This window comes from Pseudoalteromonas sp. NZS11_1, from assembly GCF_015864275.1.
Taxonomy (GTDB): domain Bacteria; phylum Pseudomonadota; class Gammaproteobacteria; order Enterobacterales; family Alteromonadaceae; genus Pseudoalteromonas; species Pseudoalteromonas arctica.
In genome coordinates this window covers 15,656-37,974 of sequence record NZ_JADYXK010000031.1, presented here as the reverse complement: position 1 = coordinate 37,974, position 22,319 = coordinate 15,656, and the positions used below count along the sequence as shown (strand labels likewise).

The 22,319-nt window shown below is 39.5% G+C and carries 17 protein-coding genes; 10 read left to right on the top strand and 7 right to left on the bottom strand.

Annotated features, from left to right (window positions below; all coding sequences use genetic code 11):
• Positions 1-19: 19 nt before the first annotated feature.
• From fadB to tusA, 3 genes are all read left to right on the top strand, one after another.
• Entirely contained in the window at positions 20-2,179 is a 2,160-nt protein-coding gene (fadB, locus tag I6F44_RS17255) for a fatty acid oxidation complex subunit alpha FadB (RefSeq protein WP_197174249.1), read from the top strand.
• Positions 2,180-2,183: 4 nt separating this feature from the next.
• Positions 2,184-3,353, top strand: coding sequence for an acetyl-CoA C-acyltransferase FadA (gene fadA, locus I6F44_RS17250; protein ID WP_007584192.1), 1,170 nt, complete (start codon positions 2,184-2,186; stop codon positions 3,351-3,353).
• 316 nt (positions 3,354-3,669) lie between these two features.
• Positions 3,670-3,909 carry a sulfurtransferase TusA gene (tusA, locus tag I6F44_RS17245; RefSeq protein ID WP_007377644.1) on the top strand — a complete coding sequence of 80 codons (240 nt, stop codon included), beginning with the start codon at positions 3,670-3,672 and terminating at the stop codon, positions 3,907-3,909.
• 199 nt (positions 3,910-4,108) lie between these two features.
• Here the strand turns inward: tusA and I6F44_RS17240 are convergent, their stop codons facing one another.
• From I6F44_RS17240 to dnaA, 7 genes are all read right to left on the bottom strand, one after another.
• Complete coding sequence (locus tag I6F44_RS17240; protein WP_010555151.1) at positions 4,109-4,558, bottom strand: hypothetical protein; 450 nt, start codon at positions 4,556-4,558, stop codon at positions 4,109-4,111.
• 75 nt (positions 4,559-4,633) lie between these two features.
• Positions 4,634-6,703, bottom strand: a complete 2,070-nt coding sequence (glyS, locus tag I6F44_RS17235) for a glycine--tRNA ligase subunit beta (RefSeq protein ID WP_165722846.1) — start codon at positions 6,701-6,703, stop codon at positions 4,634-4,636.
• A 2-nt stretch (positions 6,704-6,705) separates the two neighbouring features.
• The gene (gene glyQ, locus I6F44_RS17230) at positions 6,706-7,608 is read right to left on the bottom strand and encodes a glycine--tRNA ligase subunit alpha (protein ID WP_007584197.1); all 903 of its coding nucleotides are present in this window, start codon (positions 7,606-7,608) and stop codon (positions 6,706-6,708) included.
• Between the two features lie 142 nt (positions 7,609-7,750).
• Positions 7,751-10,177, bottom strand: coding sequence for a DNA topoisomerase (ATP-hydrolyzing) subunit B (gene gyrB / locus I6F44_RS17225; protein WP_008172005.1), 2,427 nt, complete (start codon positions 10,175-10,177; stop codon positions 7,751-7,753).
• 12 nt (positions 10,178-10,189) lie between these two features.
• Positions 10,190-11,284 carry a DNA replication/repair protein RecF gene (gene recF / locus I6F44_RS17220; RefSeq protein ID WP_008138030.1) on the bottom strand — a complete coding sequence of 365 codons (1,095 nt, stop codon included), beginning with the start codon at positions 11,282-11,284 and terminating at the stop codon, positions 10,190-10,192.
• Positions 11,285-11,299: 15 nt separating this feature from the next.
• The gene (dnaN, locus tag I6F44_RS17215) at positions 11,300-12,403 is read right to left on the bottom strand and encodes a DNA polymerase III subunit beta (protein ID WP_010555149.1); all 1,104 of its coding nucleotides are present in this window, start codon (positions 12,401-12,403) and stop codon (positions 11,300-11,302) included.
• 13 nt (positions 12,404-12,416) lie between these two features.
• Positions 12,417-13,805, bottom strand: a complete 1,389-nt coding sequence (dnaA, locus tag I6F44_RS17210; RefSeq protein ID WP_010555148.1) for a chromosomal replication initiator protein DnaA — start codon at positions 13,803-13,805, stop codon at positions 12,417-12,419.
• A 518-nt stretch (positions 13,806-14,323) separates the two neighbouring features.
• On the opposite strand from dnaA, the gene rpmH reads away from it, so the two are divergent.
• From rpmH to mnmG, 7 genes are all read left to right on the top strand, one after another.
• Positions 14,324-14,458 carry a 50S ribosomal protein L34 gene (rpmH, locus tag I6F44_RS17205; protein WP_004335215.1) on the top strand — a complete coding sequence of 45 codons (135 nt, stop codon included), beginning with the start codon at positions 14,324-14,326 and terminating at the stop codon, positions 14,456-14,458.
• A gap of 7 nt (positions 14,459-14,465) precedes the next feature.
• Positions 14,466-14,888 (top strand): ribonuclease P protein component, encoded by a 423-nt coding sequence (rnpA, locus tag I6F44_RS17200; protein ID WP_007584204.1) that lies wholly within the window; start codon positions 14,466-14,468, stop codon positions 14,886-14,888.
• A 129-nt stretch (positions 14,889-15,017) separates the two neighbouring features.
• Positions 15,018-15,293 (top strand): membrane protein insertion efficiency factor YidD, encoded by a 276-nt coding sequence (gene yidD / locus I6F44_RS17195; RefSeq protein ID WP_008138026.1) that lies wholly within the window; start codon positions 15,018-15,020, stop codon positions 15,291-15,293.
• Between the two features lie 8 nt (positions 15,294-15,301).
• Entirely contained in the window at positions 15,302-16,939 is a 1,638-nt protein-coding gene (yidC, locus tag I6F44_RS17190; RefSeq protein ID WP_024607967.1) for a membrane protein insertase YidC, read from the top strand.
• 135 nt (positions 16,940-17,074) lie between these two features.
• Positions 17,075-18,439, top strand: a complete 1,365-nt coding sequence (gene mnmE / locus I6F44_RS17185) for a tRNA uridine-5-carboxymethylaminomethyl(34) synthesis GTPase MnmE (RefSeq protein ID WP_007584209.1) — start codon at positions 17,075-17,077, stop codon at positions 18,437-18,439.
• 1,106 nt (positions 18,440-19,545) lie between these two features.
• Positions 19,546-19,995: an FMN-binding protein MioC gene (gene mioC / locus I6F44_RS17180; RefSeq protein ID WP_024591277.1), complete on the top strand. Its 450-nt coding sequence runs from the start codon at positions 19,546-19,548 to the stop codon at positions 19,993-19,995.
• 428 nt (positions 19,996-20,423) lie between these two features.
• Positions 20,424-22,313: a tRNA uridine-5-carboxymethylaminomethyl(34) synthesis enzyme MnmG gene (gene mnmG, locus I6F44_RS17175; RefSeq protein ID WP_007585991.1), complete on the top strand. Its 1,890-nt coding sequence runs from the start codon at positions 20,424-20,426 to the stop codon at positions 22,311-22,313.
• Positions 22,314-22,319: the final 6 nt, after the last annotated feature.

Genomic DNA, 22,319 nt, shown 5'->3' with positions numbered 1-22,319 from the left:
TCAACTAGGGAGAATAATAATGTTATATAAAAGCGATTCCTTTGAAGTTAGCTTCCTAAAGGAAAACATCGCCGAGTTTAAGTTTTGTGTTGCAGGTTCTGTAAACACATTATCTCAAAAAACTCTTTCAGATTGCGCAGCAGCATTAAAAGAATTAGCTGCCAATACTGATATCAAAGGCATGATTTTTACCAGTGATAAAGACCACTTTATTATTGGTGCCGATATCTTCGAATTTTTACCTACATTTACTAAACCTGAAGAAGAATTAGTAGTGTGGATCAAAAACGCAACCGACGTTTTTGATGCAATCGAAGATTTACCATTCCCAACTCTAAGCGCTATAAACGGTATGGCACTTGGCGGTGGTTGTGAGTGGGCACTTGCTACCGATTATCGTGTGGCAAGCGAAACAGCTAAAATGGGCCTACCAGAAGTTAAACTTGGCATAATGCCTGGTTTTGGTGGCACAGTGCGCTTACCACGTATCATTGGCGCCGATAACGCGATGATGTGGATTACCTCAGGCGCAGAAAACCGCGCAGCAGATGCCCTTAAAGTAGGTGCGTTTGACGCGGTAGTTAGTGCTGACAAACTTTTAGAGTCAAGTGTATCAACACTTGAGCTAGCGATTTCTGGCAAGCTAGATTGGCAAGCAAAACGTAACGTAAAACTACAGCCACTTAAATTAAACCGTGTTGAGCAAGGCATGAGCTTTGCTATGGCAGAAGGTATGGTAATGGGTAAAACCAAAGGCCACTATCCTGCACCGGTTATGGCTGTACGTACTATTAAAGCAGCGGCAAACTGTACTCGCGATGAAGCAATGGCAATCGAAAATGCTAACTTTGCTAAATTAGCACGTACACCAGAAGCAGCTGCACAGACAGGTATATTCCTAGCTGACCAATACATTAAAGGTAAAGCACGTAAATTTGCTAAACAAAGCGATGTAGAAATTAAACAAGCCGCTGTATTAGGTGCTGGTATTATGGGTGGCGGTATTGCATACCAGTCTGCTTATAAAGGCACACCTATTATAATGAAAGACATCCAACAAGATGCGCTTGATTTAGGTATGGGTGAAGCGTCTAAGTTATTAGGTGCAAAAGTTAAGCGTGGCCACATGCCAATGGAAAAAATGTTGGCAACACTTAGCAAAATTAAGCCAACACTTAACGCGTCAGACCTACAAAGTGCCAACATTATTGTTGAAGCCGTTGTAGAAAACCCTAAAGTTAAGCAAGCAGTACTCGCTGATCTTGAAAAGACCATGCCAGAAGGCACGGTACTTACTTCAAACACATCAACTATTTGTATTGATTTACTAGCACAAGCGCTAGATAAGCCAGAAAACTTTTGTGGTATGCACTTTTTCAACCCTGTGCCAAAAATGCCATTAGTAGAAATTATCCGTGGCGCAAAAACCTCAGATAAAACAATCAATGCAGTAGTCGATTACGCGCTTAAACTAGGTAAATCGCCAATTGTTGTTAACGATTGCCCAGGCTTTTTTGTAAACCGTGTTTTATTCCCTTACTTTGCAGGTTTTAGCAAATTAGTGGTTGAAGGCGCTAACTTTGCAAAAGTAGATAAAGTAATAGAAAACGTATTTGGTTGGCCTATGGGTCCTGCTTACCTACTTGATGTTGTAGGTATTGATACAGCTTTCCATTGTACTGGCGTAATGGCTGACGGTTTCCCTGAGCGTATGGCGCGTGCTGATAAAGATCCAGTGACTATTTTTGCCAACGAAAAACGTTTTGGTCAAAAGAACAAAGCCGGTTTTTACAAATACGAAACAGATCGTCGCGGTCGTCTTAAAAAGTCTCATGACGAGACAGCAGTTGAGCTACTAAGCCCAATTACAGACGCACCAAAAGAATTTGATAAACAAGAAATCATCGACCGTTGTATGATTCCAATGATCAACGAAGTGCTACTGTGTTTGCAAGAAGGCATAGTTGCCTCGCCGCAAGAAGCAGATATGGCATTAGTTTACGGTGTTGGTTTCCCTCCATTTAGAGGCGGCGCGTTCCGTTACTTAGATCAAACTGGTTTAGCTAACTTTGTTGCAGCAGCAAACAAATACGCTCACCTAGGTGCGATTTACCAAGTATCTGAGCAAACTCGCAAGTGGGCCGAAGAAGGTCGTGTTTTCTATAAGGTGGAAGGTTAATATCATGAATAATCCAGTAATTGTAGATTGTATCCGCACACCAATGGGTCGCTCTAAAAGTGGTGTATTCAAACATAAACGTGCTGAAGACTTAAGCGCACATTTAATGAAAGGCTTACTTGATCGCAACCCAGCAGTTGATCCAGCATCAATTGACGATATTTATTGGGGTTGTGTACAGCAAACATTAGAGCAAGGCTTTAACGTAGCACGTAACGCAGCATTACTTGCCGGTATCCCACACAGCGTACCTGCTGTAACGGTTAACCGTTTATGTGGATCGTCAATGCAAGCATTGCATGACGCTGCACGCGCAATAATGACAGGCGCTGGCGACACTTACCTAATTGGTGGTGTTGAGCACATGGGTCACGTACCTATGACTCACGGCAACGACTTTCACCCAGGCCTTGCAACAACAATTGCACAAGCATCGGGCTCAATGGGTTTAACAGCAGAATACCTTGCAACGCTTCATGGCATTAGCCGTGAGCAACAAGATGAATTTGCTTACCGCTCACATCAACGTGCACAAGCGGCAACTGTTGAAGGCCGTTTCCGCCGAGAAATTTTAGCAATGGAAGGTCATGCAGCAGATGGTTCGCTTATATTAGTTGAAGACGACGAAGTAATTCGCCCAGAAACAACAGTAGAAGGCCTATCAAAGCTTCGCCCTGTGTTTAATCCTGCATCGGGTACGGTAACAGCCGGTACTTCTTCTGCGCTTTCTGACGGCGCATCTGCAATGTTAGTAATGAGCGAAGAAAAAGCCAAAGAACTTGGTTTACCAATTCGTGCACGTATTAAAGCAATGGCAGTCGCTGGTTGCGATCCATCAATTATGGGTTACGGCCCAGTACCAGCAAGTAAAAAAGCACTTGCTCAAGCCGGTATTACAATTGATGACTTAGGCGTAGTAGAGCTTAACGAAGCCTTTGCAGCACAATCATTACCTGTAATGAAAGATTTAGGGTTAATGGATGTTGTTGACGAAAAAGTGAATTTAAATGGCGGCGCAATCGCACTTGGTCACCCACTGGGTTGTTCGGGTTCGCGTATTAGCACATCGCTTATTCACTTAATGGAAGACAAAAATGTACGATACGGTTTAGCAACTATGTGTATTGGTTTAGGCCAAGGCATTGCCACTGTATTTGAACGTGTTCAAGACTAATTAGTTTGAGCATGTAAACCATCTTGGTGATTAAAAAGGCGGACTGATTTTATTCAGTTCGCCTTTTTTATTAGCTTTAATTTAGTAAAAATTATCAGCTATAACACCAGTATGTAGTATTACGGAATTATGTGATCGGGCGTATTATTAAATAACGTGTTTTGCAGCAATAATGTTTCAAATGAAATGGGCATATTAAGATAAGTAAAATAGTTAAATTACACTTAAAATTGCGTTAAACTCCCAAACTTATTAATTGCTATACCTAAGCACTCGCGTACGCAGCAATCACTTTAATTAAACAGGTCAATTTATTATGAGCTTTGATAATCCCGATCACCAATTAGATGCCATAGGCCTTCGCTGTCCAGAGCCAGTAATGATGGTACGTGCTGCTATTCGTAAAATGAGTGATGGTGAAACGTTATTAATAACTGCTGATGACCCGTCAACAACTCGCGACATTCCGAGTTTTTGTACGTTTATGGATCACACGCTGGTGGCTAAAGATGCAGAAGAAGCACCGTATAGATATGTGGTTAAGAAAGGGCTTTAAAATAACGTAGGTTGGGTTGAGTTTTACGAAACCCAACGTATTTAATAACCACCAAAATAGTTTTATGCGCCACACATGTTGGGTTTCGTTTCACTCTACCCAACCTACGAACCCCCCTTGGTGTTAATGTTGAATAAACACTACAACGTCCTTGTCACAAATCCATTAATTCACTCGGGCTGCTTTAAAAATACAGCTATCACTTCTTCGTTATCGTCACTTGTGGCTTGTCGTAGTCACTGTAATCAATACTTACTATGTATGTGCCTTTGATTGCTGGTGTGAAACTAAAGTAGTTATAAATAGTATTACAGTCTGCGATAGCTGGCTGGCCGAGTGTTAGGCTTTGTCCTGCTGGTTGTGCATCGCTGTAACCACAGTTGTAGCCTTCACTAAAATCGGCATCGGCTATTTTAAATTCGTACACTTTACCAGGCGTACTAAATTTAACTTGCGCTTGATAAAGCGCGGGTCCAACTGGCGCAAACTGATACTGGGGTTCTGCATCCCACAGTGTAAAGTCGCCACGTAAGTAAATTGTGCGGTCAAGCTCTTGCTGTGGCAATACATCGTTAATCGAAATTTGGCTTGTACAGGCAGTAAGTAAACCAGCAATTGCTAAAGTTAAAATTCGTTTCATAGAAATCATCAATGGGGTTTCCTTTGCATACAGTGAAAACTAAAAAGCCAGCAAAACGCTGGCTTTTAAAATTGCTAATCGGTGTTATTTTTGTAAAACAGAAATATCTGCAATACCTAAAAACAATCCGCTTAACTGGCTTAGCAGCGCAAGACGATTTTGCTTAACAGCTTCATCGTCGGCCATAACCATTACGTTGTCAAAAAAGTTATCAACACTTTCGCGAATACCTGCCAATTGGCTTAATGCTTCTTGGTAGTTTCCATCTGCGTAAAGTGGTGCAAGGTCAGTGGCAAATTTTGCTACTTGTGATGCTAATACTTTTTCAGCGTCGTCGCTTAATAAGCTCTCATCAACACTACCTTGGCTGGTAATGTCGTTTTTAGCCAGAATATTACCTACACGCTTATTAGCTGCTGCAAGCGCTTCTGCTGCGTCTAATGTACGGAAGTGGCTTACGGCTTTAACACGGCGATCAAAATCAACAGGTTTAGTCGGACGACGTGCAAGCACTGCTTGAATTACGTCTACTTCAATACCTTCGTCTTGATACCAAGCACGGAAGCGCCCTAGCATAAATTCAAATACGTCAGTTGATACATTTAAGTTAGTTAACTTGTCGCCAAACAATGTTTGCGATTTAGCTACTAGGTCTAAAATATCAAGTGGTAGTTCTTTTTCTACCATAATGCGAAGTGCACCAATAGCAGCACGACGAAGAGCAAATGGGTCTTTGTCACCTTTAGGTGCCTGGCCTATACCAAAAATACCCACCAGCGTATCAAACTTATCAGCAATAGCTACTGCACAGCTAATTAAATTTGTAGGTAAGTTGTCGCCTGCAAAGCGTGGCATGTACTGCTCGTTTTGCGCTACGGCTACATCTTCGGCTTCACCATCGTGGCGAGCGTAATGCATTCCCATTACACCTTGCACGTCGGTAAATTCCATTACCATTTCAGTCATTAGGTCAGTTTTACTTAATAAGCCTGCACGCTGTGCTAGTACTTTATCAGCACCTAATTGCTCAGCAATGTAACCCGCAAGTTCACTAATACGCTGAGACTTATCTTTAAGCGTACCAAGTTGCTTTTGGAACAATACGCTATCAAGCGATTCTAATCGGCTTTCTAGAGTTTTCTTTTTATCTGTTTCAAAGAAGAACTGTGCATCGGCTAAACGCGGGCGCACTACTTTTTCGTTACCAGAAATAACCACACTTGGATCTTTACTTTCTATGTTAGATACAAACAAAAATTTATTTAAAAGTTTGCCGTTTTGATCTAATAACGGGAAGTATTTTTGATCGTCTTTCATGGTATAGATTAACGCTTCGGCTGGTACATCTAAAAATGCTTCTTCAAATGTTGCCGTTAAAGTAACTGGCCACTCTACAAGTGATGTTACTTCTTCTAGTAAATCTTCATCCATAGCAACAATAGCGTTAACTGCTTTTGCAGCTTCTTCTATTTGTGTACGAATTTGCGCTTTACGTTGTTCGTAATCAGCAATAACGTAGGCAGATTTAAGTACGTCAAAAACGTCATCTGCATGGTTTATACTAATTTTTTCTGGGTGGTGAAAACGATGACCCTGAAGCTGGTTAGTTATTTTCTTACCAAGGATCTCACCTTCAAGTAACTCATCACCAAACAAAATAGTTACCGTATGCACAGGACGAATAAATTGTGTTTTATTCGCGCCCCAACGCATTGGTTTAGGAATTGGTAATTTAGCCAACGCTTTAGTAATTGCACCTGTCATTAGCGTTTTAGTTTCTTGCCCTGCTACTTTAGCAATGTGCAATAACCATGCGCCTTTGTCTGTTTCGAGTGTTTGTGCATCTTTTACTTCAATACCACAACCACGTGCCCAACCCATTGCTGCTTTTGTTGGGTTACCGTCACCGTCAAATGCAGCTTTAGTTGCTGGGCCGCGTTTTTCAACTTCTTTGTCTTGTTGCTTAGCTTCAAGCGCTTTTACTTGTAAACCTAAACGACGAGGCGATGCATACCAGCTTACGCCTTGATGTGCTAACTCTAGTGTTTCTAGCTCTGCAGTTAAGTTTGCAGCAAAAGCTTCTGCTAATTTACGCAGCGCTTTTGGTGGCAACTCTTCTGTGCCAATTTCTACTAATAAATTTTGTGCTGACATACTTACTTATCCTTACACAGCGGGAAACCAAGTGCTTCGCGTTTGTCATAGTAACTTTGTGCACACGCTTTTGATAACGCACGAACGCGTAAAATATAACGTTGACGTTCGGTTACCGAAATTGCGTGGCGTGCGTCTAGTAAGTTAAATGCGTGCGATGCTTTCATTACTTGCTCGTAAGCCGGTAGTGGTAAGTTTGCTTCAATTAACTTTTGGCTCTCTGCTTCACATTTATCAAACTGAGCAAATAAGTCTTCTACGTTTGCGTGTTCAAAATTGTAAGTAGACTGCTCTACTTCATTTTGATGGAACACGTCGCCGTAGGTTACGCGCCCTAGTGGACCGTCTGCCCATACTAAGTCGTAAATACTATCTACGCCTTGAATGTACATTGCTAAACGCTCTAGGCCGTAAGTGATCTCACCCGTTACTGGTGAACACTCAATACCACCAACTTGTTGGAAGTAGGTAAACTGCGTTACTTCCATGCCGTTTAACCAAATTTCCCAACCTAGGCCCCACGCACCTAACGTAGGTGATTCCCAGTTGTCTTCTACAAAGCGAACTTCGTGAGTTAGTGTATCGATACCCATAGCCGCTAAAGAGCCTAAATAAAGCTCTTGGATGTTATCTGGCGATGGCTTTAAAACTACCTGAAATTGGTAGTAGTGTTGTAAGCGATTTGGATTTTCACCGTAGCGACCATCGGTAGGACGACGACACGGTTGCACGTATGCACTCGCCATTGGCTCTGGACCAATAGACTTTAAAAAAGTTTGCGGGTGAAATGTCCCTGCGCCCACTTCCATATCAAGTGGTTGAATAATGACACAGCCTTGCTGCGCCCAATAATCCTGTAAAGCCAGGATCAAACCTTGAAAGGTTTTTACGTCATATTTTTGCATATTTGGCTTTTTACTATCTAAGAAGTAGCGTGAAAATTACCCTTAGTATACCGTGTGTACACTCAGGTTTTAAGCAGTTTGTGTAATTGAAGAAAATAAAAAAGGAGCCATTAGGCTCCTTTTTCTATGTAAGCAATATTTTTTACACGTCTAAGTTAACTACACGTAGTGCGTTCTTTTCAATAAACTCACGACGAGGCTCTACTTGGTCACCCATTAAGGTCGCAAATAATTGATCCGCGCCAACAGCATCTTCGATCGTTACTTGTAACATACGGCGAGCACTAGGATCCATTGTGGTCTCCCAAAGCTGGCTTGGGTTCATTTCGCCCAGTCCTTTATAGCGTTGAATATAGATCCCGCGCTTCGATTCTGTGATCAACCATTCCAAAGCATCCACAAAGTTATCAACAGGTTTTGTTTTCTCACCACGTTGAATATATGCACCTTCGCTAAGGATGTTTGCGATGTTAGTACCAGTCACAGCAATGCGTTGGTAGTCACGTGACGCAATAAAGTCATAATGAAGTACGTGTGCTTTATCTACACCGTGCTGACGAATATTCACAACCGGGTAATACATATTACGCTCAGCATCATGCTCTGTACCAGCATGGAAAATAGTCGCATCTTCATCACGTGCAATCAGGTCGTCAACCAACACTTTAGTCCAAGCAATTACTTTAGCTTCATCTGAAAGGTCATCAGTTTTCAATTCTGTTTGATAAATTAAGCGTTCCATTACCGTGTTAGGGTATTTACGCTTTAAACGCTCAATTACTTTAACTGTGTTTTGATAATCGTGAACGATTTCTTCTAGTGCCTCACCTTCAAGAGCTGGTGCATCTGTACTTGCATACAACGCTGCACCATTAAGAGCAAGCGATGTTAGGTATTCAACTAATGCAGGGTCATCTTTAATATAACGCTCTTGCTTACCTTTTTTCACTTTATAAAGTGGTGGTTGAGCAATGTAAATATAGCCGCGTTCTACAATTTCAGGCATTTGGCGATAGAAGAATGTTAATAGTAACGTACGAATGTGAGAACCATCCACGTCCGCATCGGTCATGATGATGATACGGTGGTAACGTAATTTCTCAGGGTTATATTCGTCACGACCAATACCACACCCTAATGCAGTAATTAGTGTTGCTACTTCTTGTGAAGATAACATTTTATCAAAACGTGCTTTTTCTACGTTTAAGATTTTACCTTTAAGCGGAAGAATAGCTTGGTTTTTACGGTTACGTCCCTGCTTGGCTGATCCGCCAGCAGAGTCCCCTTCCACTATATATAGTTCAGATTGGGCAGGATCTTTTTCTTGGCAATCAGCTAGCTTACCAGGTAAGCCTGCTAAGTCCATTGCACCTTTACGACGTGTCATTTCACGGGCTTTACGCGCCGCTTCACGAGCACGTGAGGCATCAATAATCTTACCTACAACAATTTTGGCATCAGTTGGGTTTTCTAATAAAAACTCAGTGAATTTTTCAGCCATTGCTTGTTCAACTGCAGACTTAACTTCACTTGAAACAAGCTTGTCTTTAGTTTGCGATGAGAACTTAGGATCAGGAACTTTAACACTAACAACAGCCGTTAAGCCTTCACGGGCATCATCACCGGTAGCATTGCTGGTTGTTTTAGCTTTTTTGTTAAAGCCTTCTTTTTCCATGTAGTTATTAAGTGTACGTGTTAGCGCTGATCTAAAACCGGCTAAGTGAGTACCACCATCACGTTGTGGAATATTATTTGTGAAACAGTAAATATTTTCTTGGTATGCATCATTCCACTGCATTGATACTTCAACGCTAATACCATCTTCTTCACGTTCGTGAGTAAAATGGAATACACCTTTATGTATAGGTGTTTTATTACGGTTTAAGTATTCAACGAAAGCTTGAATACCGCCTTCGTATTTAAAGTGGTCAGATTTATTTTCTTCACGTTCATCATTTAAAATGATGCTCACACCTGAATTTAGGAATGAAAGCTCGCGTAAACGCTTAGCTAAAATTTCGTAATGAAAATCTAAGTTTGTGAATGTTTCACCACTTGGCCAAAAACGCAGTTCTGTACCTGTCGTGTCCGATTCGCCAATAACAGCTAAAGGTGCATCTGGAACACCCATAGTGTAAAACTGCTCATGAAGTTTACCTTCACGGCGAACTGTAAGTTTTAGCTTTTCTGAAAGTGCATTTACAACAGAAACACCAACACCGTGTAAGCCACCTGATACTTTATAAGAGTTATCATCAAACTTACCACCGGCATGAAGTACCGTCATAATAACTTCGGCTGCTGATACGCCTTCTTCTTCATGGATAGAAGTTGGAATACCACGACCGTTATCTCGTACTGAGACAGAACCGTCTAAGTGAATCGTTACATAAATATCATCACAATGACCTGCTAAGGCTTCATCGATCGAGTTATCAACGACCTCAAACACCATGTGGTGTAAGCCTGTGCCATCATCGGTGTCCCCAATATACATTCCAGGACGCTTTCTTACTGCGTCTAATCCTTTAAGTACTTTAATACTCGACGAGTCATAATTCTCAGACATGGTTAATCCCACTTATCTTGTTATTAGGTTGCCATGTTTCACGTGGAACATTTGTAGTTCTCGTTGCATGGGTTCCACCACAGCAGAAATACTTTCAGACAAAATTGAAGAGATAAAAATTTGAGAACTGCAGTGAGCAAGTAATTGTCCCACTTTCTCTTTTGTATCTTCGCCTAACTCTGAAGGTAGATCATCTATTAGCAATATAGATTGCTTATCTGTCTCTGACTCAATTAAGCTATTTTGCGTAACTTTTAACGCATATAATAGTAACTTCAATTGACCGCGTGAGAATGTATTCTCCACACTGTTGCCAGCGACACTAAAACTAAAATCGGCCTTATGAGGGCCTTTACTTGTAAATCCTTGGCGAGCATCTCGCTCAAAGTTTTGCTCTAACGCATCTGCAAGAGATTCGGTCTCTTTCCAGCCTGCATTAAAGGTCATTTCTAAATCACGTACAAGCGTTAATTCTGCACACATTTTATCAAAAAACTGCTGCTTAAACCTACTTATATACGCCAATCTTAATTTATTTATTTCTTCAGCCAGTCTAACAAATTCTTTGTCCCAAAACTTAATTTGGTCAAAATAATTCTTGGGCTTAGTTTTTAACAATGCATTACGTTGTTTAAGTACTTTATTAAACGATTGCCATAAAAAAAAGAACTCATGTTCCACGTGGAACAAACCTAAATCTAAAAACTTTCTGCGCTCTTTAGGCCCACCAAAAAATAAAGAATAGCTCTCTGGTGTAATAATTTGCACTGGCATGAGTTGAGCTAGTTCGGATATTTTACGGCTCGCCTTACCTTGAATTTTTAAATTAGTTTCACCCGTTTGAGTTTTACTAATACCAATTGGAATAGATAAGTCGTGTATTGTTTTGCGCCCGTGAATTACAAACTGCTCTTGCTGATGCGCGATAATACTTTTGTGTTTTGGAGTACGAAAAGATTTGCCGTGAGAAAGGTAATAGATAGCCTCTAAAAGGCTGGTTTTTCCACTGCCATTTTCACCATATATTATATTAACGCCGTTAACTGGTTCTAGCGTCAGCGCCTCAATATTACGAAAATATTTGAGGCTCAAATGACTTAAGCTCATTATGTATTTATAGTCTTATAAACGCATAGGCATAACAACGTACATTGCTTCTTCATCGCCTGCACCTTCAATTAATGCACTGCTGTTTGAGTCGGCTAATGTAAATAGTACGTCTTCTGTTTTTAATGTGTTTAGTACGTCTAATACGTAAGACACGTTAAACCCTATTTCTAGGTCAGCACCTTCGTAACTTACTTCAACAACTTCTTCAGCTTGTTCTTGCTCTGGGTTGTTGGCCGTAATTTTTAATAAACCATTTGATAAGTTTAAGCGTACGCCACGAAACTTTTCATTAGATAAAATAGACACTCGTTGGAACGCATTACGTAACCATTCTCGGTTAGCTGTAATTACTTTGTCGCCACCACGTGGTAATACACGACGGTAATCTGGAAAACGCCCATCAACCAGTTTACTTGTAAATGTAAACTCAATATCAATAATACGGATATGGTTAGCACCAAACTGAATTGTTACCAATTCATCGTCAGCTACCATAAGGCGCATAATTTCTTGCACACCTTTGCGAGGTATAATTAATTGACGTTGTGTATTAAGCGATTGCGTTAATTGCTTTTGCGCTATAGCTAAACGGTGACCATCTGTTGCTACTGTTTTTATATCGGTATTATCTACTTCAAACGACATACCATTTAAGTAATAACGTACGTCTTGATTTGCCATCGAAAAATGCGTGCTTTCGAGTAACTTACGAAGCTCTAAACGAGTTAGTTGAAATTCAACCTCTCCGTCCCACTCTTCTAAATTAGGAAAATCATCAGCAGATAAAGTCGTCAATGAAAAACGGCTTTTACCACTGGTTAAAAGTAATTGATGCTCTTGCAAGCTTAAAGTAATGTCTGAACCATCTGGTAGACTTTTACAAATATCGAGTAACTTTTTAGCGGGTAACGTTAGTTTTGTATCGGCAATATCATCACCTACAAATACGCCAGAAACTAGTTCAATTTCAAGGTCAGTACCCGTCATTGAAAGTTGTCCGTTTTCTACCACTAACAAAACGTTAGATAAAATTGGCAACGTGTGTTTGCGCTCTATTGCGCCCGACACTTGCACCAATGGCTTTAAAAATTGTTGTCTTGATATTGTTATTTGCATAATAAAGTCAGCCCTAAGATGACAATGTTCTTATTAAGTTTTGGTAATCTTCTTTAATTTCGTGGCTTTCGTCACGTAGTGATTTTATCTTACGACATGCATGTAATACGGTCGTATGATCGCGTCCACCAAATGCGTCACCAATCTCAGGTAAGCTGTGATTAGTTAATTCTTTAGATAAGGCCATAGCTACTTGGCGCGGCCTCGCTATAGAGCGGCTGCGGCGCTTAGATAACAGGTCTGATATACGAATTCGATAGTACTCAGCAACAGTGCGCTGAATATTGTCTATGGTAACCAGTTTATCTTGCAAGGCAAGTAAATCGCGTAGCGCTTCTTTTACAAAATCGATTGAAATAGGACGACCGGTAAAGTTCGCATTAGCGATTACACGGTTAAGTGCACCCTCTAGCTCACGAACATTTGAACGTAATTTTTTGGCAATAAAAAAAGCAACTTCGTGTGGTAAGTTAATCTTACTTTGCTGGGCTTTTTTCATTAAAATAGCAACGCGTGTTTCAAGCTCTGGTGGCTCAATCGCAATTGTTAATCCCCAACCAAAACGTGATTTTAGCCTGTCTTCGACCCCTTCAATCTCTTTAGGGTAACGGTCAGAGGTTAAAATAATTTGTTGGTTGCCTTCAAGCAATGCATTAAAGGTATGAAAAAATTCTTCTTGTGAACGCTCTTTGTTAGCAAAAAATTGAATATCATCAATCATTAATGCATCAACACTACGGTAATAACGCTTAAATTCTTCTATCGCATTATTTTGAAGTGCCTTTACCATGTCTTGAACAAAGCGTTCTGAATGCATGTAAACAATTTTAGCATCTGGCTTATTTGCCATAATGCCATTACCTACTGCATGTAATAAGTGAGTTTTACCTAAACCAGTGCCACCGTATATAAATACAGGATTAAAAGCAGAGCCAGGATTGTCGGCAACCTGTGTGGCCGCAGCTTTTGCTAATTGGTTTGATTTACCTTCAACAAAGCTATCAAAAGTATAGTTTTCTTTAATGTTAGATTTGTAACCTGACTTAGGTGCAGGTTCAACAACTGGCTTTTGCTCGCGAGGCTGTTGTTTTGCTGAAGCGTGTGCACTTGGTGCCGATTGAGTTTCTATAACCGGTGCAGCTTGTGCATTTAATAAAGGTTTACTACCTACATCAAAACGTAGTTTTGGTGCTTCAACACCACAAATCTCTACTAGTAATTCGTTAATTCTATTTAGGTACTTTTCTCTCACCCAATCAAGCACAAAGCGATTAGGTGCATAAATCGTCAAGGTATCTTCGGTACTTTCTGCTTGTAGCGGTCTTACCCACATACTGAATTGCTGCGAAGGCAGCTCATCTTGCAATACATATAAACAACTTTGCCAAACCGACAGATACACAGTTAAACTCCCAGAGATATAATTTTTATTCCCGCACATCATTAATGATTATAAATCATACATTTATTGCGTTCAAATGGTCCAATAAGCGACCCAAGACCGCGTATTATGAAGACACTTTATCCACAAGTAAAAGATTGATTTTTATAAAATTGTTGATATCGATGTATAAAATCATTAACAAGCTGATTTAAAACAGTTTTTATTTTAGATCCTGAGAGGAGATCATAACAAAATAACACCAAGATCGCGAACCAAATTTACGATCCAATTTACTTTTCCCCCGCTTTTATTCACTTTTTATACAGGGGCTGTGGAAAACTTCTTATTTATGATGATCCTAACAGATCGCCTTATATGATCTCTTATATAGTAGTAGGTGGGTTATATACCCTTAACGTAATTATGATTGACTTTACATTACTTACTCTATAATATCTCGCGCTCGCAATGGCACCTATGCCAGGATCGCGACCTGTATAGGATGTTTTAACTTTAACCGATCGGATGAGATTGTTATGAAAAGAACTTTTCAACCTAGCGTTTTAAAACGCAAACGTGCACACGGCTTCCGTGCTCGCATGGCAACTGTAAATGGCCGTAAAGTATTAGCACGTCGCCGCGCTAAAGGCCGCAAAGTTCTTTCTGCTTAATTTATAAGTGGAAGACTTTAGCTTTGGCAGGGAGTTACGTCTGTTAACTCCCTCGCATTACTCTCGCATATTTAATGAACCCGCTCGGGCTGCAACTCCTTTCTTTACTCTATTAGCTAAACCAAATGACCAAGAAAAACCTCGGTTAGGTCTTACTGTTGCTAAAAAACGTGTAAAAAAGGCATGCCAACGAAACCGTATTAAACGTCTCGCTCGCGAAAGTTTTCGTTTAAATCAACACAGCATCGATAATATTGATATTGTGCTTATGGTTAAAAATGGTATTGATGAGCAGTCTAATGAAGAAATAACCAAACAACTTACTAAATTATGGCGAAAAATTAACGAACGCTGTAAACCAGGTGCACCTAAACCGCCACCTTTTAAGAAACGCCCAAACAAATCAGCTAAATCTAACAAACAAACCTAATTGCAATAGAATTGCAGGGTTAATTAATGTATCTTTAGCTCACCTTTTAATCATGCATTTAAATTTTCTAATTGAGTCTTTAAATACATGATATCTATCTCACTAAACTTAAGTAGGGGCATAAACATCATGAGGTTACTTAAACCACTTGTTGCTTTACCAACTTTTTGTTTAGTGTTATTTATCCGCGGTTATCAAAAGTGGATTAGCCCGCTGTTAGGTCCGCATTGTCGTTTTAATCCAACCTGTTCTAGTTATGCTATTCAAGCAATTAAATTGCATGGATCGGTAAAAGGTAGTTGGTTAGCTTTAAAACGCATATTAAAATGCCATCCTTTACATTCAGGCGGAGACGACCCCGTTCCTGAAAAATTAACCCATATTAACCACCAACACGAGAAATAAGAGCTGTTATGGAATCGCAACGCACGTTTTTATTAATTGGCCTAATGCTAGTGTCGTTTTTATTGTTCCAAGAATGGGATAATGATTACAACAAGCCTAAAGTCGATCCAAGTGCCACAACACAAACACTACAAGCAAATTCACCAGAGTCGGATGATTATATTCCTTCATCGTCAGATTCAGAGTTACCTGCTTCAGCAACTTTAGCTAAGCGTTCAGTTATTGAAATTACAACTGACGTTTTTAAAGTTAAAATTGACACCAAAGGCGGTGACATTGTTGAAACAGACCTTCTTCAATACGAAGAGACAAAAGGCAGTGACACGCCTTATATGCTTCTTGGTCAGCTTGATGGTGGCAAACAATACTTTTCACAAAGTGGCTTAATTGGTTTAAATGGCCCTGACGGATCAGCTAATGGTCGCCCTACTTATAGTACCGAACAAAAATCATATACCTTAACGGGTGATGAGCTTCGCGTTCCACTTCAGTTTACTGATAGTAATGGTGTTAGTTTTACTAAAACGTATGTATTCAAAAAAGGTCAGTATGACGTAGGCTTAGAATACAAAATTAACAACACTACCAGCGCACCTCTTCAAGTACAGCTATACACGCAAATTAAGCGTACCGTACAAGAAAAAGGTAGCATGGTTGATCAAAACTATTTAGGTGCTGCATACGGTACTGATGAAGAAAAATACGAAAAGTATAGTTTTTCAGATATGGCTGATAAAAACCTAAATAAAAGCACACAAGGTGGTTACGTTGCCTTTATTCAACATTACTTTGTAAGTGCTTGGGTTCCAATGCAGGATCAATCAAATACACTTTATAGCTTAATTACAAAAAGTAATGCCGCTATTATTGGTGCTAAAGATCCCGCTGTAAATATTCAAGCTGGTAGTGAGCAAACATTAACTGCTACTTATTATATGGGCCCGAAAGAGTCAGATATTCTTGAAGCGATTCACCCAGACCTAGACCTAACCGTAGATTACGGTTGGTTATTTTTTATCTCGCAACCTTTATTTGTATTGCTAAAATGGCTACACAGCATTTTAGGTAACTGGGGTGTAGCAATTATTGCCATCACTATTATCGTTAAATCGTTAATGTACCCACTTACTAAAGCGCAATACACTTCAATGGCAAAAATGCGTGCCCTACAGCCTAAAATGGCAGCCCTTAAAGAAAAGTTTGGTGATGACCGTCAAAAGTTCGGCCAAGCAACTATGGAAATGTACAAAAAAGAAAAAGTTAACCCAATGGGTGGCTGTTTCCCTATTTTGCTACAAATGCCAATTTTCTTAGCCTTATTCTACGTATTCTTAGAGTCTACTGAACTTCGCCATGCTGAATTCATTTTTTGGTTAACTGACCTTTCTGCGAAAGACCCGTACTACGTATTGCCAATATTATTTGGTGCGAGTATGTTTGTAACGCAAAAGCTACAACCTATGACGGTTACTGATCCAATGCAGCAAAAAATGATGACCTTTATGCCGGTTATCTTCTCTGTATTCTTCTTATGGTTCCCATCTGGTTTAGTTCTTTACTGGTTAGTGTCTAACCTTATTTCTATTGTCCAGATGTTAATCATCTACCGTGGCATGGAAAAGAAAGGAATTAAAGTAAGAGGCTAACTAAGCTCCTACTTATATAAAGGCGACTTCGGTCGCCTTTTTTATTGCCTGTTTTTCACCACAGCTATTCGCTACAAATAAATCGATAGGTTACAATACGGGCATAAAGTTACTCATCGTTGGCAAATTAATAGCATGATCAATCAAGATACAATTGCAGCACAAGCAACAGCACCTGGACGTGGTGGTGTTGGTATTATTCGCGTTTCAGGTAGCCTTGCTAAAAGTGTCGCCGAAAAAGTAGTAGGTAAAATACCTAAAGTTCGCTACGCCGATTATGTGCCATTTAAAAGCCTTGCTGGCGAGCAACTTGATCAAGGTATTGCCATTTACTTTGCAGGTCCTAACTCATTTACTGGTGAAGACGTACTTGAATTACAAGGCCACGGCGGTCCTGTAGTACTGGATATGTTACTTAAAGAAATTAGTAAAATAGAGGGCGTTCGTTTAGCAAAGCCTGGTGAGTTTTCTGAGCGCGCATTTATGAATGACAAGCTTGATTTAACACAAGCAGAAGCTATCGCCGACTTAATTAATGCCACTAGCGAGCAAGCCGCTAAAAGCGCCCTACAGTCTCTCCAAGGTGAATTTTCTAAGCACATAGAAACACTCGTAGAAAAAGTAATTCACTTACGCATGTATGTAGAAGCGGCAATAGATTTTCCTGATGAAGAAATTGATTTTTTATCAGATGGTAAAGTGTCAGGCGACTTAGACGCGATTATTACTCAGCTTAACACTGTAACCAACCAAGCCAAGCAAGGTAGCATCATGCGCGAAGGTATGCGTGTTGTTATTGCAGGTCGCCCTAATGCGGGTAAATCAAGCCTGCTTAACGCTCTAGCCGGTCGTGAAGCCGCAATCGTAACAGAAATAGCCGGTACCACTCGCGACGTACTACGAGAGCATATACATATAGATGGTATGCCACTGCATATTATAGATACAGCAGGCCTACGCGAAAGCCCAGACAGAGTAGAACAAATAGGTATTGAGCGTGCATGGGATGAAATAAACCAAGCCGACCGCGTTTTATTTATGCTTGATGGCACTGACACTATAGATACTGACCCGCACAAAATTTGGCCTGAATTTATGGCAAAATTACCAGAAGGTATGGGGGTTACGGTCATCAGAAATAAAGCTGATTTATCGGGCGACATAGTCGGAATGGAGCAAGAGCAACAATACCCGGTCATCAGCTTAAGTGCTAAAAATGCTGACGGTATTGAACTTGTTCGCGAGCATTTAAAAGCTTGTATAGGCTTTCAAGGTGCAACAGAAGGTGGCTTTATGGCGCGCCGTCGTCATTTGGATGCACTAGAAAGTGCTGCGTATCATTTAGAAACGGGTAAAACACAGTTAGAAATGCACATTGCTGGTGAAATACTCGCTGAAGAACTGCGTTTAACACAGCAGTATTTGAATGAAATAACCGGTGAATTTACCTCAGACGACTTACTTGGCAAAATATTTAGCTCGTTTTGTATTGGTAAATAAACACCCTATTACATATATATTTTTATTATAAGAGCACTTAGGTGCTCTTTTTTTATGTAAAATATTCTGCTGTAAAATATGTATTTATACACCTGATGCCTGCAAATTACTGCCAATAAAATCATATCCAAAACTACCTTTGTTACGTGCTAAGAGAGGTCTGATTATATAGAGTAGGCAATACTGAGAGTGCTTATTGGGGGAATTAATAGCACAAATTACACCTATTATTAAGGCTAAAACCGATGCCTTTTCAAACAACCGCACGCTTTAATAGCGTTATATGTCATACAAAAAGTAGTTATAAATGGCTTCCTTATACTTGCTTTAGCTCACAAAAATGCACTAAAACACACCCCATACACGCAAAAAATGATGCTATTCGCTCAATTAAAGAGCTAAAAAACACTGATTAGTACTCTAAAAAGCTTACTTTTGACAACATATAATTTGATAATCACTGTGATTTTTAAATAAAATAACTCAACTGCTAAGTATTCAAAACTTTTGATCTGCTAACTCCACCAGCAAAATTAATAAAAATAGCAGCTCTAAATTCGCATAAAATTAAAAATACCGAGATCACTTATCCACAATACCTAATTTTCAGCTCAAATAAATACCAAAACTAGGTAAATCAGCTGCAAAAACCTCATGATCAATTGTAATTTATCTATTTATGAACTTATTTTTAATTAATTTCATTAGATCTGCTTTATTAGATCATTTTTAAAAATTATTTTCGATCTAAATTTAAGGTTATCAACAGGCTTTATATCCACATTATGATCAACATGTATTTTTAATTGGGATATTTATAATTTAATTTTTTACTGACAAGTAATATCAATAACTTAGCGAATATAAAACAACCTAAAAAAACAGTTTAAGCAGAGCTTTCCCCACTGTTATCAACAACTTGATCAGAAGATTACATTTAAAGATAATTTGTTAAACACTATATTATCAACAACTTAAAGACACAATTTTGAATGAGTGTAAAATTACCGCAAAAATAGTTATACAAAAAAGCACTCTTAACTTTACTGTTATCCTCACTCAGTTATCATAGGCGGCAATTAAAACCAATGTGATCACTAATATTCATGAGTTCAGTAAATCTTATTGTCGGCAGCCAAATGGGATCAGCCGAGTATGTTGCAGAGCAATTAAGCGACGCGCTTAATAACCTTGGTATTACTACGCAACTACATGATCAACCTGAATTTAGCGATATTGATCAGCAAAATACCATTTGGTTAATCTGCACATCAACTTATGGTGCAGGTGATTACCCTGAAAATCTTATTAGTTTTGTTGAAGATGTAACTCAAGCAGATGATTTATCTGAATTAAAATATTCAGTAATCGCTTTAGGCGACACTAGTTATGACACTTATAACCTAGCAGGACGTAATATAGATGCCTTATTAACTCAAAAAGGCGCTATAAAAGTAGCAGAACGTTTAGAGCTTAATATTCTCGATGAAGCACTACCAGAAGACACTGCATTAACATGGTTAGACTCTTGGATAGCTCAAACAGGCATAAAATAGATAGATCAAGTAAAAAGTTATATATAAAGTTACCCACAATTTACTAATAATTTAATAGGTTTTGTGGATAAAGATTGAATAAACTGCGTTTTAAAGCATGCTTATCCATTGGATAAGATCCAACTGATTCAACCCTGTGCATAAAGTGCCTTTTTGATCAGAGCTTATTTGCTGGATGATCCGATCATATTAACACCTTTAGATCTGATCTAATTTCATGTTTTAAATGAAGATCTAAACCTTATCAACAGAAAAGTCGATCAGTAGTAGTAATAGTAATAAAAGATCTCTTTAAAAGATCCTTTATATTATTAGAGATCACATACTTAGATCTTGCCCTTTGTTTAATCATTTATCTTCTGCCAATTTCTAGGTAGAATACGCTCCCTTTTGAAGTTTACCGGTTTGATTTAAGTAGGATCCCATTAATGATTTTTCACGAAAATTTTGACGTTATCGTAGTAGGTGGTGGACATGCTGGCACTGAAGCCGCATTAGCAGCTGCCCGTATGGGGATGAATACCCTGCTACTGACTCACAATATGGATACCCTTGGTCAAATGTCTTGCAACCCAGCAATTGGTGGGATTGGCAAAGGTCATTTGGTAAAAGAGATCGACGCGCTTGGTGGTGCAATGGCACAGGCCATTGATAAAGGCGGGATCCAATTTCGTACACTAAATTCTTCAAAAGGACCTGCTGTTCGTGCTACTCGAGCACAAGCAGATCGCGCTTTGTACAAAGCGGCTATTCAAACAACATTACAAAACCAAGATAACCTTAAGATTTTTCAACAATCATGTGATGATCTTATTGTTGAAAACGATCGTGTTACTGGCGTAGTAACTCAAATGGGTTTACGTTTTAGTGCACCAAGTGTTGTTTTAACCGTGGGTACTTTTTTAGGCGGCTTAATTCATATTGGTTTAGAAAATTATAAAGGCGGTCGCGCAGGCGATCCTCCTTCAATCGCTTTAGCTGATCGCTTACGTGAACATCCATTTAGAGTTGATCGTTTAAAAACAGGTACACCTCCACGTATTGATGCACGTACTGTTGATTTTACAAAAATGGAAGCACAGCCAGGTGATACACCAACTCCTGTGTTTTCGTTTATGGGTAAACAATCAGATCACCCACAACAGATACCGTGTTACATAACTTACACAAACGAAAAAACACATGATGTTATTCGTAAAAACTTACATCGCTCACCTATGTACTCAGGTGTTATTGAAGGTATTGGTCCACGATACTGCCCTTCAATTGAAGATAAAATTGTTCGTTTTGCAGATAAAGATAAACATCAAATATTTGTTGAGCCTGAAGGTTTAACATCATACGAATTATACCCAAATGGTATTTCGACTAGTTTACCGTTTGATGTACAACTTGAAATTGTGCAATCGATTACAGGTTTTGAAAATGCACATATTTGTCGACCTGGTTACGCAATTGAATATGATTACTTTGATCCACGTGATTTAAAACAATCTTTAGAAACTAAATTTATTGAAGGTTTATTTTTTGCGGGTCAAATTAACGGTACTACCGGCTATGAAGAAGCGGGTGCACAAGGCTTAATTGCAGGTATGAATGCTGCACTAAAAGTGCAAGGCAAAGATTCTTGGACACCACGTCGTGATGAAGCTTACGTTGGCGTATTAATCGACGACTTAGCAACACTGGGTACAAAAGAACCATACCGCATGTTTACCAGTCGTGCCGAATACCGTTTATTACTTCGTGAAGATAATGCTGATATTCGTTTAACTGAAAAAGGCCGTGAGCTAGGTTTGGTTAATGACGAACGCTGGCAGGCATTTAACGAAAAAATGGAAGTAATCGAAAAAGAGAAGCAACGCATTAAAGATACATGGATCCATAAGGATCATGCCGTTGTAGATCAAGTAAACGCATTACTTAAAACTCCGCTTACACGTGAAGCAAGTTTAGAGGAACTACTGCGTCGTCCTGAGATCCGTTATAACGATCTTATGGCTATAGAAGGATTAGGCTCTGAATTTACAAACAAAGCGGCATTAGAACAAGTTGAAATCCATACTAAGTACGCAGGTTACATTGCGCGTCAACAAGATGAGATCAACAAACAGCTTCGTCATGAGCAAACAATTTTACCAAAAGAGTTTGATTATAAAACCGTATCTGGTTTGTCAAATGAGGTAGTTGCCAAGCTTATTGAGTCGCGTCCTGACACTATTGGTCAAGCATCGCGTATTTCTGGTATCACCCCAGCGGCGATTTCGCTATTATTAGTGTATCTGAAGAAGCAAGGCTTATTACGCAAATCCGCGTAACGGTAA

Excerpts from the sequence above, each read along its gene's own strand:
- glyQ (WP_007584197.1), bottom strand. The coding sequence starts at position 7,608 with ATGCAAAAATATGACGTAAAAACCTTTCAAGGTTTGATCCTGGCTTTA.
- mnmE (WP_007584209.1), top strand. The coding sequence starts at position 17,075 with ATGATCAATCAAGATACAATTGCAGCACAAGCAACAGCACCTGGACGT.
- rpmH (WP_004335215.1), top strand. The coding sequence starts at position 14,324 with ATGAAAAGAACTTTTCAACCTAGCGTTTTAAAACGCAAACGTGCACAC.
- fadA (WP_007584192.1), top strand. The coding sequence starts at position 2,184 with ATGAATAATCCAGTAATTGTAGATTGTATCCGCACACCAATGGGTCGC.
- I6F44_RS17240 (WP_010555151.1), bottom strand. The coding sequence starts at position 4,558 with ATGATTTCTATGAAACGAATTTTAACTTTAGCAATTGCTGGTTTACTT.
- glyS (WP_165722846.1), bottom strand. The coding sequence starts at position 6,703 with ATGTCAGCACAAAATTTATTAGTAGAAATTGGCACAGAAGAGTTGCCA.
- gyrB (WP_008172005.1), bottom strand. The coding sequence starts at position 10,177 with ATGTCTGAGAATTATGACTCGTCGAGTATTAAAGTACTTAAAGGATTA.
- tusA (WP_007377644.1), top strand. The coding sequence starts at position 3,670 with ATGAGCTTTGATAATCCCGATCACCAATTAGATGCCATAGGCCTTCGC.
- recF (WP_008138030.1), bottom strand. The coding sequence starts at position 11,284 with ATGAGCTTAAGTCATTTGAGCCTCAAATATTTTCGTAATATTGAGGCG.
- dnaN (WP_010555149.1), bottom strand. The coding sequence starts at position 12,403 with ATGCAAATAACAATATCAAGACAACAATTTTTAAAGCCATTGGTGCAA.
- mioC (WP_024591277.1), top strand. The coding sequence starts at position 19,546 with ATGAGTTCAGTAAATCTTATTGTCGGCAGCCAAATGGGATCAGCCGAG.
- yidC (WP_024607967.1), top strand. The coding sequence starts at position 15,302 with ATGGAATCGCAACGCACGTTTTTATTAATTGGCCTAATGCTAGTGTCG.
- mnmG (WP_007585991.1), top strand. The coding sequence starts at position 20,424 with ATGATTTTTCACGAAAATTTTGACGTTATCGTAGTAGGTGGTGGACAT.
- fadB (WP_197174249.1), top strand. The coding sequence starts at position 20 with ATGTTATATAAAAGCGATTCCTTTGAAGTTAGCTTCCTAAAGGAAAAC.
- yidD (WP_008138026.1), top strand. The coding sequence starts at position 15,018 with ATGAGGTTACTTAAACCACTTGTTGCTTTACCAACTTTTTGTTTAGTG.